Raw genomic sequence first — 13,600 nt, forward strand, 5'->3', positions numbered from 1 at the left:
TGTGGCAGCCAAGTTGAACTGTCCGCTTTGGCGCAAAGTTAAAATGTCAATTTGGGCGGCGCGTCGTCAGCCATTTAGACATGCGACACTCGACATCTCCGTTGGCGCTGAGGCAAGCCCCCGACCGAACCGGCTGGACCGGGTTGCAAGGGAAGGGAGGGGGCGGATGAGACGCACCCATCGGCTTTAGCTTGGACAGTTGAAGCAGCCGGTCATTCCGCCGCATCGAGGTCAGAGAGCGCCTGTCGCCGCCGGGCAATGACCGCAGGATCGTTCATGAAATCCTTCCGACGTCCCGGGCCGCGCGCGCGTCGAACGTAGCCGTTCTTCTCGCTGTTCGTCTTCACGGCGGGCTTCGTCTGCTGCTCCTGACGTTCCTTGATGTAGGTCAGGAGTTCACCGAGCCGCTTGTTCTCGGTGATCGCCGCATGCGTCACCCGCTGGTCCTTGTCGAACACCCGGTAGGGTAGGGAATGCCCCTTCCAACGCACATCCAGCCTGCCGTCGGCAAGCGCGTAGGTCTCGACATAGCGACCGACCAGCCCGCGCGTCACCTCGGTCTCTTCCAGCATGATCCGCTGGCGCTCGTACGAAAACGTCAACTGGGCACCGACATAACGCTGCTCACGTTTGCATAGCACGTCGCGCAGCCGATCCGGGGCAAGGTTCAGCGGCCGATGCAGATCATCAGATCGGGCAGGGGTAATGGCAAACTGGCGGTTATAGCGCTCCATGAACCGAGGCAGGAAAGCGTTGCCGTCGTCCATGCCGCAGACGCCCTCCAGACGCAGATCCTTAATCAACCGGTCCTGTAGCGTCCGGTTCATCCGCTCGACCCGGCCCTTGGCTTGACTCGAGTTTGCGCAAAGAATCTCGATGTTTAACTCGCAAAGTGCACGCCCGAACTGGGTCATGCCTTGGCCGCCCTTGGCATCCTTCTTCGCAACCCGGAACACCGAATGCTTGTCGGAATAGAAGGCGACGGGAGCACCATGCGCCTTCAGATAGAGTTCCAGCGCCTCGAAATAGCTGAACGCACTTTCCGAGCGCACAAACCGCAACTGCATCAGCTTGCCGGTCGCATCATCGATGAACACCAGCAATGAACATGGATCGCCGCGATCTTCGAACCAGCGATGCTCGGAACCGTCGATCTGAACCAACTCGCCGTAGGCCTCGCGCCGCAGCCGCGGCTGATGGAACGTCCGTCGCTGCTTGCGCGACAGCCACAAGCCGGCCTCCGACATCCATTGGCGCAAGGTCTCGCGCGACACCGTCAGACCATCACGCTCCGCAAGCTTCTCGGCCGCCAGCGTCGGACCAAAGTCGGCATAACGCTCGTGCACGATCGTCATGGCGTAATCGCGTACGCCGTCGCAGATCCGGTTGTTCGATGGCCGGCCGATCGCCTGGTGCCGGATCGACGCCGCACCGCCAGTGCTGATCCGCTCCAGCAACCGGCGAACCTGGCGGGTGCTCAGCTCAAGCACATGTGCCGCCGACACCAACNGTGGTGCCGGATCGACGCCGCACCGCCAGTGCTGATCCGCTCCAGCAACCGGCGAACCTGGCGGGTGCTCAGCTCAAGCACATGTGCCGCCGACACCAACGTCATGCGTCCGGCGATCACCTTCGACAAAACCTCAATCCGCTGCAGATCGCGCTCGCTCATCGCAATCAATCCCATCCGCAATCTCCCAGGTCATCAAAACCCGGGGAGAGTGACATTCCAACTTTGCAGGATCAGGACACTTTAACTTTGCGGCTACATGCAATGTGGCAGCCAAGTTGAACTGTCCGCTTTGGCGCAAAGTTAAAATGTCAATTTGGGCGGCGCGTCGTCAGCCATTTAGACATGCGACACTCGTCTTAGGAAGATGCCGAACATGCGGTGCGCACGGTCATAGCCTGGTGCCGGATCGACGCCGCACCGCCAGTGCTGATCCGCTCCAGCAACCGGCGAACCTGGCGGGTGCTCAGCTCAAGCACATGTGCCGCCGACACCAACGTCATGCGTCCGGCGATCACCTTCGACAAAACCTCAATCCGCTGCAGATCGCGCTCGCTCATCGCAATCAATCCCATCCGCAATCTCCCAGGTCATCAAAACCCGGGGAGAGTGACATTCCAACTTTGCAGGATCAGGACACTTTAACTTTGCGGCTACAGGTTCAGATCGCATAATCTGAATTATGGAACTGAATGTGATGTATCAAATATGTCATCTAACGCATTGATCAAAATTCACTTCCTCGCGATAGATGATTGAACCAGCGCTCGCCATTTCGAGTATACGTCTTGCGTCGCTCGATTTCGACCGCACCCTCGATGTGGCCATGGCAGAACCCATCGTGAGGACGCCTGAGCCACTTCGAGCGTTGTTCGACGCCCTTGCATACGGCTTGAGGAGACGCGAGTGGCAGCCGCTTGTTCAAGCGTCGCGAGGCAGGACAGAGAGCACGCGCGCAATGAAGGCTGCAAACTCTTCCATGTAGCCACGGAGAAACTGCTCGGTCGTTTGCACCGTCACTTCTCCGTCGTCGGAAATCAGCCCCGGAGTGAATTGAATGTAGGCTTCTGGGGCGTTCATCTGCGGTGAATTGCAGAAGCTAAGAACACTGCGCAGTCCTTGTTGCGCTACCGCGGTTCCGATCGAGCCCGGCGATGTCCCGATGACAGCCGAAGGCTTGCGTGTGAAGGAGTTCTTTCCGTAGGGGCGACTCGCCCAGTCAATGGCGTTTTTTAGGCCACCCGGGATTGAACGGTTGTATTCCGGGGTTACAAAGAGAATGGCGTCGACCCCAGCCAACTCTTCTTTGAAAGCTGTCGCGACCGGCGGAAAATCGGCATCATAGTCATGGCTATAGAGCGGGAGTTCCCTGAACGATATTTCTGTCATTTCAAGGTGTGCAGGAGCCAACCTCACCAGTGCACGGGCGAGCTTGCGATTTATGGAGTCTTTGGCGAGACTACCAATCAAGTATCCGACCTTATGCGTTTGCATAATAATTCTCCCGATACCGTGACCTGTGGCGTGGACTGCAACGACAATGTAGCGCGTCGCGCCGTGACTGTCATGTTTCCAAGTCGCTGCAAACCCGATCTCAGAACTCTCTTAACGCGCCAGTATGCCGGCAGAACTGCAGCTTTCATCCGGAGCCGGTCGCCGCGGCGATCGGCATGGTATCCGGCGGATGCGGAAGGAAGAATGGCTACCTTTGAAAGAAGAACATCGTGCAAACTATAGCAACTGAACGACTGATATTGCGCCAATGGCGCGAGGACAATTTTGAGGCCTTCGCTCGATTCTGGGGGGACCCCGTCACCACCGCCTTCGTCGGGGGTCCGATCAAGCGTGAGGATGCCTGGCGAAGGATGTTGTCGTTCATCGGTCATTGGCACTTGCGCGACTTTGGCTTTTTCGTTGTCGAAGATAGTAAAACAGGTGAAATGGCGGGCTACTGCGGAGCGCAGCTTCCTTTGGACAAGCTTGAACCTGAATTGGGATGGGGCATTTACCCCCAGTTCCAGGGGCGAGGCTATGCTACCGAGGCGATGCATGCCGTTCTCGACTTCGCAGCCAGCAAACTTGGCTGGAGGACGGCAATAAGCCTGATCACCGATGACAATTTGGCTTCCCAAGCGGTCGCGAGAAAACTCGGAGGCGCGCTTGAGCGACACGTGGATATCAGTGGCATGCGCTACGGCGCATACCGGCACGTCTTTGGAGATTCGTCGATTTAGCCGTTCAAGGGGTCCTCATCTGGTTCGGATACCTACAGCGTGGGTACGCCGGCAGCATCGCGCGTTGGCTCCGGCATTGCCGGAAGCAGGAGCAGGAGGGCCACCGACAGGAGGTGGATAGCACAGGCGACGAACGCGAGCGCCGCGAGCCCAGCTGCGATGATTGGCGCGGCGATGACGGTTCCAAGCGTGGTGATCATGAAGATGAAAAAGACGATCAGCGCCGATCCGCGCGCATTATTGGGACCCGAAGCAAGAATGCCGCGATAGAAGCCAATGGGGCCGCGAAGACCCAAGCCGATCGCCATGGGCGTAAACAATAGAGGCAACATCAGCGTGTTGGTACCGCCCATGAGACCGTAGGCGAACAGCGCAAGGGCACTCAAGGCAGCCATGATGGTGCCGGTCAGGATGACGTTTTCAGCGCCAAAACGTTCGGCAATCCGGGCGGTCAGATTGGTGACGATGATGAACCCGGAAATGTTGATGACCTGCATGATGATGAAGTCGTTCAGAGAGCCGCCCATCGACGCGACGATGACTGTCGGCGCGCCGAAGACGAAGGTGAGCAGTCCGCCGAGCGTCAGGGCCTGGCTGAGCGCGTATCGCATGAAGACGCGATCCGTGAGCAGTTGCCCATAACTACCGAGCGTGTCGGAGGGTTCTTCCTCACGGGGCAGCCCAAGCACGAGTATGAGGACCGCAGCGAGCATCGTCACAACACCCAGCAACTCGAATGACGATTGCCATCCGAAATGCAAAAGCAGCAGCACGCCGAAGATCGGCGCAAGCGCCGGCACCAGCGATTCCACGCTGCCGAGAAACCCGATGGCGCGCACCGCCGCCTTGTCGCTGAACAGCTGCCGGATCAACCCTGGGCCAAAGACCGGAGCCGCCGCAGACGCCACGCCTTGAACGAACCTCAGCGCGATAAGTGCCGTGATATTTGGCGAGAAGGCACAGGCGAGCGAGGCGGCTGCAAATCCGGCGAGCGAAGAGAAAAGCAGCGCCTTGCGCGAAAAGTGGTCCGCCAGGCGCCCATAAAGAAGCAGGCCGAGACCGCCGCCGCCGACATAGGCGGCAAGCACCAGCTGCGCGGTCGCCCGGTCAGTGCCGAAGATTTCAGGCAATTGCGGAACGGCCGGCAAGACGAGGTCGGTCCCTGCCAGCGATAGCGTTGCACAGATGATGAGAAGTGAAAACGTGATGGCGCGACGCGAATTTGTCATTGTTCGGAGTGCTCTTGGCGGATTTATCGTGACCGATGGGATGTGAGCGCAGACGCCCTGCCCGCCGAATTTTTTGGTATGGCGGTTTCGGGGCAACTGGCGGTCATGGCAGGCTAGCAGGGGCAGAACAGCTCGGACAACGAATGAAATATTCGCGTCTCAGATGGGATCGATACTGGTTACCAGGCGGCCGACGCGCCCGTCGGAAATGCCTATTCGTTCCCATCGGATGATGCTCGGGGGGATCGGCATATCGGGGTCGTCGCTGCCGCCGGTCGTGAACTGGACGGCTCCCGACCAGACCTCTTCAAACCAGCCAAGTTCTTGCAGTTGAAGCTCTCTCTCGATGATTTCCGCCGTCGCATATCGCCATAGCGAGACGCCGAAAAAGGACGCGGCAGAGATCCGCCACTGGGCTTGCCTGGCCGGTGAGACGCTCAAAAGCGCATGGGTGTCGTCGCAAACAAGGTGAACCGGAAACGGCGCCGTTTCGATGAGCCGACGCAATGTCAGGTCTATCCCGACGCTCTCATGCCGCTCGAGCAGCGTCTCGACCCGGGCCCGGGCCTTTGCTGAAGGCTCATGCTGGCCGGCTTCCCATCGCGATAGCAGACCCTGCGACACGCCAAGATCCGCCGCCAACGTTTCCTGCTTGATCTGCCTGAGCCTGCGGAAGCGTCGAAGCCGGCATCCGAGCGGCAAAGCGCAAACCTTCAGATCAAGCTCCATACCTTCCTCGCGACAATAGCCCTCCCCCGTTGAATAGCAGGGACGCTTGGTCGGATGTCAACAGACACCCGCGTCTGGCTCGATGCTGGGACAGTGGCATCTTCTGACGCTCACTTTCGCCTGACGTTGAGGCCCAGCGCATCGGCGATGATGATCGCGTCCTTGAGACGGACGCTTTCCGGAGCAATGAGCGATGACGTCATCCGGCCGTCGGGAATGAAAGCGGTTGGTCGGCACGTTGCTCCAGGGGAGATCACGGCGTTACGGGCCGCGCCATTGTCAAAGCGCAAGCCCTTGCAATCCGAACAATCGGACAGAGCTTGGACCTGAAGGGCAGAGAGTTGGCTTGATGGAAGGAGAGCTTTCTCGACGAGGGTCGCTTAGCCAACATTCTCGTGGCGGCTTGGCGACGTTCGGCGCCACTACGGCCGAAGATCAGGCGATGGGCCCCTCATGCTTGTCAAAATCGCCTGAGCGGGCCCACCCCCTGTCAGAGTTCGCACAGCTGCCGGCAGTGCAGTTACAGCGCCGCCGGAGCGGCTTCAGCGCGGTGCAACCGCGCCCGCATAAAAACCGCCGTCGCCACCATAGTAATCCTGTCTGACACTGGTCGTACCGCCGCCGGTCTGGGAGCATCCGGCAAGCGCGGAGAGTACGAGCAAGAATGTGGCAATACGCATTGAGTTTGATCCTTTTTTGGCTGTCACACACATAGTCACAGGCAAACGCCCAGACAACCCGGCGACGACACGACTTTCAACCAAACCCTGTATCCGAACGATCGATACTGAAACAAAGGCGCACATCCTCTCTCTCGGCGCGCCCTACGCCGGCAAACTTCTTGAGCTACAAGATTTAAGAGAGAAACGATCGCAGCCGACACGACGATCGCCGAAGCGCTCGCGAACATGGATCGGCTGGCACGCAAGACGCTGTTTGCCGAGGACGCCGAGGGCCACCCCAAGAGGTCGGCCGAGCGGGTGCAATCGTCACGCGTCGTCTGGTTCAACTAACGACCAGTACCGCCAAGACTGCTTGACGTCACGGTCATCGACCTCGCGTGCGCGTCTGATCAGACGCGCAATCGGAGGCGACTCAAGGAGACAGGCAGTAGCCGCCTGCGGCGTCGCGCTTAGGCCGCTTCGAGAGCGTTGCGGGCTGACCCTTTCGTCTCGATCAGCGTGCGCGCGACGATGTCGTGGTTGAGCCACAGGACAGGGCCCGATGGCGCCGAGCTCTCACCAAAGATGAGCTGCCCAACCGCTTCGACCACCAGCCGGCTCAAGAGATCGGAGATCAGCGCCTTGCCGTCCCGGTGCATCGCCGTGATTTCGCTCGACGTACCGATCGTCAGGTCGGACTGTCCCGGATTATTCGGCATTGGCCAGGACGAAAAGTCGTAGAACGGCCGCATCACTTCGCTCGTCTGCATATCGGAAATCTTCCGCAAGACGTCATCGACGGTGAAGCCATCTGCCAACAAATCCTGGCAGGCCTGCCATTGCTGCGCGACCCATTCGCCACCGCCCTCTTTTTTCAGCGCGAGCAGAAGCGGAATGAGGGGCAGCTCGATGCCGGCGAACACGTCGGACGAATTGGTGCGGATCTCAGGGCAATTGTAGACCGTCGCCTTAATGCCCTTGTTCCAGGCTTCCTCAGCGATGCGCTCCAGGCGCATCTTGGCGTAGCCCTGCGTGTAATTGGTATAGGTCTGCCAGCGGTACTCGTTAGCAACGAGAATGCCCGTACCGTGGTAGCCAAACGCCGAATAACGAACCTGGCCACCGGAAGCTTCGATGCGCGCCCGGATGGCTGTGCTCAGATCGATCAGGTGTCGGAACGTGTTGGCCGAAACCTCGTCGAAATTCTGAAGAATGAGCTTGCCCAAATCGCTGTCGAGCAGCGTTTGCGACGACATGTGGCGCGCGCCACGTCCCTTGTAGACGCGATTGGCGATGACCATGAACACCTTGGCCTTCGGGATGCCACCGGCCATGGTGTGCGCGAAGAAGACATTCCTGCCATCAGCGATCATGCCATCAAGGATCCCCATGACTTCAGAAAGGGCATTCTTGAACCGTTCGACGCCGACGTCTCGGCATTTCTCGATGTGCGACCAGTCGAGTTTCTCGTCTTGCCACGTCTCGAGCGTCATCTTCGCGAGAAGGTCGGTCGGAGTGGGCTCGCCTTCAGGCGCGTCAAGATCGAAGCCTGCCATGATCGGCACGTTGATGATCTTGCCTCCGAGCCGGGCTTCAGCCGCCGCAAGTTCCTCGTCGTTCAGTGGCCGCAGAACATTGGCTTCGTCTCGTCTGCCAACCGTGATCCCGACAATTTCCATGCCGGCCTTCTTGGCCTGGTCGACCAGATGGGTGGCATAACCCCGATCGAACAGCTCACCAAACAGAACGAAAACATCGCCTGGACGGAAAATGTTCGTCCGCGGGAAGTGCGTCAGAGGGTTTGGTTTCTTCATACTGCCGGTTCTCTCAAAGCTGGTCGCGGAGCAACCAAACAAACTACGTGATGAACCACTGCACTGATTGGCGGCAAGTGGGAAGTGACAATAAGTATCGTTACAATTCAAACCGTGAGCGGAACGGAACGGCAGTGGCGTCCATTCCAGCCCCGCAGCGATCCGGAATGGTGAACTTTCCGCGTGACCGTCACCGCTTCGACTCACCGCTTCGACGTGATTTATGCCGGCCTCGGATCCTGTCGTGGCCCGGCTGAACGTGGCCTGCGAAACAAACATATACTCCTGGGCGCACGCTACTTTTCAATCCGCAGGACGATGAGGTCAGACTGTTTGACTGATGATACGGGATGAAGGCCCGGCCCAGCACTGCCTGTCATGATGGCATCGAACAACGGCATCTTCTCGCTTCCCACGAGCCCTAACGGCGCCCGACAAACGGCCAGATAGTCGAACCCGGCTAAAAGAGCATTCCGCTCATTGTTGCTACTCGACATAAAGGCCCGAAGAACCCGTCCGATCGCTGGCGCGGCCCGGTGAAAGGGAACGCTCGACACCGTAAGGCTGTCCTGCGACCTACGGGCGATCTCAAGCCCCAGTGCCGGCGGCGTCATCACTTGTCCAGGTGGAAGGGTGGCAAGCAGCGAGAAATCCGCCCCCTTGCAATCATTCCAGAGCAGGTGGTCAAAAGCATCCGTAGTCTTACGCTCAAAAGGCACGACGAAGTAGAATGAGGTGGCCATCACAACAGCCATCCCGCCAAACGCAGCCAACCGCCTAACCGCCACCTGGCTGTCTTCGCGAATTACCGACGCCGCAGCAGGCAGCAACAACGGAACGACGGCAGCAGAGAAGCGCAAATACCGGTTGGAGACCAACGCGGTCAGGAGGAGCGCTGCGGCGACAGCATGGATGATAGCGAATTGCGGATTTGCCGTTCGGGGGGCGTTCAACGCGCGCTGCAAGCTAACAGCCAGGACGCAGCTGAAAATACCCAGTAGAGCAAGTGAGCCGTAGTCCCCTGTTCGGAAAAACTCCAGGGCACTCTTTTCCTGGTCGATGCGATCAAACCAATATATCCGGGCCAGATCGTCGATGGCTGCATATGGGCCGGCCAAAAGCTGTGGATAGGCGAACAACAGCACAGCCGATAGCATCGAACCGGCGGTAGCCAAAAGTCCAAACTTGAACGCCGCGCTCGAAGCCTCCGGCACCAGCCATAAGGTCACGGTTGCGATCGCTCCAAAGCCAAGCAGTGCGAATGCAAATGGTGCGGAGAAAGCATCGTTCTCCACACGCCAGAACCCGGAAGGACCGATTACCAAAAAGGTCAGGATGGGTACCGCAACCAGGCATGTGATGGCGGTTGAGGCAAGCATCGTTCGGGTGCCGTCCAAACCCGCGGCCCACGCTAGTGCCAAGGCTCCCAACACCAGCGCGATAACAGGCAACGTCTCCAGGCCTACCAAGAGCGAGATTGTCGCTGAAATCGCGACGATCGCCCCGCCTATGCGATCGAACCTAGCAATCCCGTATATCAACGTGAGCAACAGCACCATCTGCAAGTTATGGTGGTCAATGCGGCCAGGACTAAATTCCCAGATCGCGAAGGCCATAAGGACGAGGACGGCGCATAGCATTCCGGGCGAAAGCTCACCTTTTCGTGGCGCTATCCGGCTCAAAACCCCAACAACCCCAATGGTGAAAAAGACTGCCATTACGGCTGGCCAAACCTGGAAGGCCACCGCGAGCGCGTCTTCCGCTCCCAAGGCGGACTGAAGAGAGAAAGCTATGAGCATGTAGGGAAGGTCAACTATTCGCGACCAAGGCGAAATATACGGCTCGGGCATCAGGATCCGCGGTATTGCCGGCCTAAGCCACCCGCCATCCTCAAGGAATGCCTTGATTTGCAGACCCCGCAAACTGTCGTCGATGTCAGCGTTGTGAATACGCTCACCGGACAAATCGAACCCGATGAGTAGGCCGACGATAAAGATGCAGATCAGCCAATACCCCGTTGCCGACCAGCGTTCATCAACTCGCGCGACACTTGTCTCGCCGACAACTAAACTCATGGCAGATGAAACTCGTGTGAAGCGCCCAAACTCACACGAGATTGCCTACACCTACTCTCTTAATAAGTGTGTAATTTTAGGTTGCGTGCGAAACTCTGCCTCAAGGGCAACCTCGCTTAACTCGGTCTGCGATGCGGGCCCAGAGACTTCACAATCGACATTCACTGCGTCGGTCATCGTTCGGTATTCTCAAGAGAAAAGCGCAATTGGTTCGCCTCAGCAATGCGGAACACTGATCTCAGCCGATGCGGGTGGGAACGCAAACCATTCCCTGATGTTTTCGCGAGTTAGGTTTGTCCAACGGCCGATTATTCACACTCGACATTCTCGAGCGGTTCCTGTGAGAATTGCCTGGACTTTCGCAATGCAGCATATATCTGCCATCGCTAATGCCGATGGTGTTTCAGGAGACCTTATGCCCAATGCTCACAGCGAAGCTGTCGGACCTCGATCGGGAACGCAGAGCTTTCTCGTTCTACTGCTTGGATGCATCGGCGTTGTCTATGGCGATATCGGAACAAGTCCGCTCTACGCTTTTCGGGAGGCCCTTCGTCCCTTCTTGAGCGACGGGGCGCAGCCTGACGAAGTCATCGGTCTCATTTCCCTGATGGTTTGGACGTTGACGTGTATCGTGACGTTCAAATACGTGCTTTTCCTCCTACGCGCCGACAATGACGGTGAAGGTGGAACATTGTCGCTTCTCGCGCTCTTGATGAAGAAGACCGGCAGTTTCATGCCCGTGTTGTTTTTCGCGGGCCTAATCGGGGCGGCCCTGTTTATCGGGGATGCCATGATCACCCCTGCCCTCTCGGTCATGTCGGCGCTCGAAGGCATGAAACTCGTCACACCAGCCTTTTCGGACTACGTGCTTCCCCTTGCTGCGGTCATTATGGTTGCATTGTTTGCCGTGCAGTCCAAGGGTACGGAAGCGGTCGCAAGGTTTTTCGGGCCAATCACGGTTGTGTGGTTCCTCGCGATGGCGTGGGGCGGTCTCATCCACATCGGCGACGACTGGACCATCCTGCAGGCTCTGAACCCGATCAACGCCCTGTGGTTCATCACGCATGCAGGCTGGGCAGGTCTGATCGTGCTTGGCGCCGTCTTCCTGACGGTCACGGGAGCCGAGGCCCTTTATGCAGATCTCGGCCACTTCGGGAGGAAACCGATCAGCACGGCATGGTTTATCCTTGTATTCCCCGCATTGGCGCTGAACTACCTTGGCCAAGGCGCGCTCGTGCTGAGCCACCCAGACGCGGTCAACAACCCATTCTATCTTCTCTATCCAGACTGGGCGCTGCTGCCGATGGTCATTCTCGCGACCATGGCGACAATCATCGCTAGCCAAGCTGTCATCACGGGAGCGTTTTCTCTCGCTCGCCAGGCGGTCCATTTGGGCTTTCTTCCTCGACTGCTGATCAAATTTACGTCCGAGACCAACACCGGCCAGATCTACGTCCCTGCCGTAAATGCGCTGCTGTTCGTCGGGGTCATCGTGCTGATTTTCTCGTTCGGGGACTCAGAGTCTCTCGCGACCGCGTATGGAATCTCGGTCACAGGCGCGATGGTTGTGACAACAGTGATGGCGTTCCAGTTTCTCCGCTCCGTCTGGGGATACTCAACCGTTCTGGCTGCACTGCTTCTAGCGCCATTGCTCGTCATCGAGAGCGTCTTCTTGCTTGCCAATCTGTTCAAGATTCATGATGGCGGCTGGGTGCCGGTGGCATTGGCACTGACAATCATGGTGGTGATGTGGACTTGGACGCGGGGATCCGCAATGCTGCGCGAAAAGACCGCGCGCAACGATATCCCGCTGGAAACATTCATCCGCTCGATAGAGAAGTCCACCCATGCGCCCCAGACCGTTCGAGGGACGGCAATCTTTCTAACCAGCGTCGGCGATAAGACACCCGCCGTTCTCCTCCACAACATCAAACACAATCATGTCCTGCACGAACGCAATGTTATTTTGACGGTTCGCACATCCGAGCATCCGTATGTCGCGCAGGAAGACCGCGTCTCAATGACTGAACTGTCAGACCGGTTTACAAGGCTCGAGCTTTGCTTCGGCTTCATGGACGAACCGAACGTCTCGAAGGCGCTGTCACTGTGCAAGAAGGCAGGTTTCAAGTTCGAGATCATGCAGACCTCTTTCTATCTCGGGCGCAGGACCCTTATTGGTGACCCGAACTCAGGTCTGCCCGGCTGGCAAGACAAGCTCTACATTGCACTTGCAGGTCTCGGCATCGATCCATCGTCCTATTTCAAGCTGCCAGCCAATCGCGTGGTCGAGATTGGCGAGCAAGTCACGATCTAACCTTAGGTCAGATGCTTCACGCTGCGATATCAACTCCCGGAACTTCAAAAAATGCCAGTCGTCGCCTCCTACATGTATCGTTCGGGCAAGCGCGCCGAAGAAATCCCGCTTGCCGCCAAACCATTCGAAGCATCAGGTGGCGACTTCGCCTGGATCGGTTTGACTGAACCGACAAAGCAGGAAATGGCCGACCTTCAGGCCATGTTCGCTCTTCACCCACTTGCCGTCGAAGACGCCCTCAACGGCAATCAGGTGCCGAAGGTGGACATCTACGGCGACCAGTTGTTCGTGATCGTCAAGACGGCCCACCTTGAGGGTGACAAGATCACCTACGGCGAAACCTGCATTTTCGTGGGGAAGCACCACCTGATTTCTGTTCGCCACGGATCTGCCCGCTCCCACAAGGAACTGCGCCAACACCTGGAACAGTCGCCCCAGCTTCTTGAGCACGGACCGGACTATGTCCTGCACGGCATCATCGACTTCGTTGTCGACGGCTATTTGCCGGTGGTCGAAACGCTTGAGGACAAAGTTCTGGAGCTCGAGAAACACGTACTTGTGTCCTTCCTGCAGCCCGAGCAGATCAGGCGCATCTTTCGGATGCGCCGTCACGTCATTCGCTTCCAGCGGGTGCTCGGGCCGATGGGAGAGGTGGCGGGTAAGCTAACTCATCTCGAGCTGCCCTGTATCGACGACAATGCCAAGCCATTCTTCAAAGACGTTCTTGACCATGTCAGACGTGTGGAAGGCCTGGTAGGCGGCCTTCGCGAGATAATGACGTCCGTGTTCGAGGCCTCCAATCTCCTGGAGCAGCAACGACAGGGCACCATCACACGGCAGCTTGCAGCCTGGGCCGCAATTCTTGCCGTACCGACAGCCATTGCCGGAATCTACGGGATGAACTTCGAACACATGCCTGAACTGGCAACCCGTTACGGCTACTTTGCCGTCCTCGGTGTCATTGCGACGCTCTGCTCTATTCTCTACTGGCGGTTCAAAAGGTCCGGATGGCTGTAGCCGGCGGAAATATCTT

10 protein-coding genes and 2 pseudogenes are annotated in these 13,600 nt (G+C 58.0%); 3 read left to right on the forward strand and 9 right to left on the reverse strand.

Going from position 1 to position 13,600, the window contains the following annotated elements:
- Positions 1 to 212 precede the first annotated feature (212 nt).
- From ASD01_RS08605 to ASD01_RS08615, 4 genes and pseudogenes are all read right to left on the reverse strand, one after another.
- Positions 213 to 1,509, reverse strand: a 1,297-nt coding sequence (locus tag ASD01_RS08605; protein WP_162250965.1) for an ISNCY family transposase, incomplete at its 5' end; no start/stop codon positions are given.
- A 1-nt stretch (position 1,510) separates the two neighbouring features.
- Positions 1,511 to 1,687: pseudogene (locus ASD01_RS37535) on the reverse strand (helix-turn-helix domain-containing protein); the annotation flags it as partial.
- A gap of 215 nt (positions 1,688 to 1,902) precedes the next feature.
- A pseudogene (locus ASD01_RS08610) lies at positions 1,903 to 2,085 on the reverse strand (helix-turn-helix domain-containing protein); the annotation flags it as partial.
- Between the two features lie 346 nt (positions 2,086 to 2,431).
- Positions 2,432 to 3,004, reverse strand: coding sequence for an NADPH-dependent FMN reductase (locus ASD01_RS08615; RefSeq protein WP_060643818.1), 573 nt, complete (start codon positions 3,002 to 3,004; stop codon positions 2,432 to 2,434).
- Positions 3,005 to 3,234: 230 nt separating this feature from the next.
- On the opposite strand from ASD01_RS08615, the gene ASD01_RS08620 reads away from it, so the two are divergent.
- On the forward strand, positions 3,235 to 3,744 hold the full coding sequence (locus ASD01_RS08620; RefSeq protein WP_162250969.1) for a GNAT family N-acetyltransferase: 510 nt from the start codon (positions 3,235 to 3,237) through the stop codon (positions 3,742 to 3,744).
- A gap of 32 nt (positions 3,745 to 3,776) precedes the next feature.
- Here the strand turns inward: ASD01_RS08620 and ASD01_RS08625 are convergent, their stop codons facing one another.
- From ASD01_RS08625 to ASD01_RS08640, 5 genes are all read right to left on the reverse strand, one after another.
- A complete protein-coding gene (locus ASD01_RS08625; protein WP_060643820.1) occupies positions 3,777 to 4,973 on the reverse strand; it encodes an MFS transporter in 1,197 nt (398 codons plus the stop codon).
- 159 nt (positions 4,974 to 5,132) lie between these two features.
- Positions 5,133 to 5,702, reverse strand: a complete 570-nt coding sequence (locus ASD01_RS08630; RefSeq protein WP_060517886.1) for a helix-turn-helix domain-containing protein — start codon at positions 5,700 to 5,702, stop codon at positions 5,133 to 5,135.
- 542 nt (positions 5,703 to 6,244) lie between these two features.
- Entirely contained in the window at positions 6,245 to 6,382 is a 138-nt protein-coding gene (locus ASD01_RS36155; RefSeq protein ID WP_164475046.1) for a hypothetical protein, read from the reverse strand.
- A 452-nt stretch (positions 6,383 to 6,834) separates the two neighbouring features.
- Positions 6,835 to 8,178, reverse strand: coding sequence for an enoyl ACP reductase FabMG family protein (locus ASD01_RS08635; RefSeq protein ID WP_060643821.1), 1,344 nt, complete (start codon positions 8,176 to 8,178; stop codon positions 6,835 to 6,837).
- A gap of 296 nt (positions 8,179 to 8,474) precedes the next feature.
- On the reverse strand, positions 8,475 to 10,253 hold the full coding sequence (locus ASD01_RS08640) for a hypothetical protein (RefSeq protein ID WP_060643822.1): 1,779 nt from the start codon (positions 10,251 to 10,253) through the stop codon (positions 8,475 to 8,477).
- Positions 10,254 to 10,668: 415 nt separating this feature from the next.
- Between ASD01_RS08640 and ASD01_RS08645 the strand changes: the two genes are divergently transcribed.
- Both ASD01_RS08645 and ASD01_RS08650 read left to right on the forward strand, forming a co-directional pair.
- The gene (locus ASD01_RS08645) at positions 10,669 to 12,567 is read left to right on the forward strand and encodes a potassium transporter Kup (RefSeq protein WP_060643886.1); all 1,899 of its coding nucleotides are present in this window, start codon (positions 10,669 to 10,671) and stop codon (positions 12,565 to 12,567) included.
- Positions 12,568 to 12,618: 51 nt separating this feature from the next.
- Positions 12,619 to 13,584 (forward strand): magnesium and cobalt transport protein CorA, encoded by a 966-nt coding sequence (locus ASD01_RS08650; RefSeq protein ID WP_060580704.1) that lies wholly within the window; start codon positions 12,619 to 12,621, stop codon positions 13,582 to 13,584.
- Positions 13,585 to 13,600: the final 16 nt, after the last annotated feature.

The sequence above is a fragment of the Ensifer sp. Root423 genome (assembly GCF_001426275.1).
In the GTDB taxonomy this organism is placed as follows: Bacteria; Pseudomonadota; Alphaproteobacteria; order Rhizobiales; family Rhizobiaceae; genus Ensifer; species Ensifer adhaerens.

Coding starts and splice junctions, on each gene's coding strand:
- ASD01_RS08615 (WP_060643818.1), bottom strand. CDS start 3,004: ATGCAAACGCATAAGGTCGGATACTTGATTGGTAGTCTCGCCAAAGAC.
- ASD01_RS08625 (WP_060643820.1), bottom strand. CDS start 4,973: ATGACAAATTCGCGTCGCGCCATCACGTTTTCACTTCTCATCATCTGT.
- ASD01_RS08630 (WP_060517886.1), bottom strand. CDS start 5,702: ATGGAGCTTGATCTGAAGGTTTGCGCTTTGCCGCTCGGATGCCGGCTT.
- ASD01_RS36155 (WP_164475046.1), bottom strand. CDS start 6,382: ATGCGTATTGCCACATTCTTGCTCGTACTCTCCGCGCTTGCCGGATGC.
- ASD01_RS08635 (WP_060643821.1), bottom strand. CDS start 8,178: ATGAAGAAACCAAACCCTCTGACGCACTTCCCGCGGACGAACATTTTC.
- ASD01_RS08640 (WP_060643822.1), bottom strand. CDS start 10,253: ATGAGTTTAGTTGTCGGCGAGACAAGTGTCGCGCGAGTTGATGAACGC.
- ASD01_RS08645 (WP_060643886.1), top strand. CDS start 10,669: ATGCCCAATGCTCACAGCGAAGCTGTCGGACCTCGATCGGGAACGCAG.
- ASD01_RS08650 (WP_060580704.1), top strand. CDS start 12,619: ATGCCAGTCGTCGCCTCCTACATGTATCGTTCGGGCAAGCGCGCCGAA.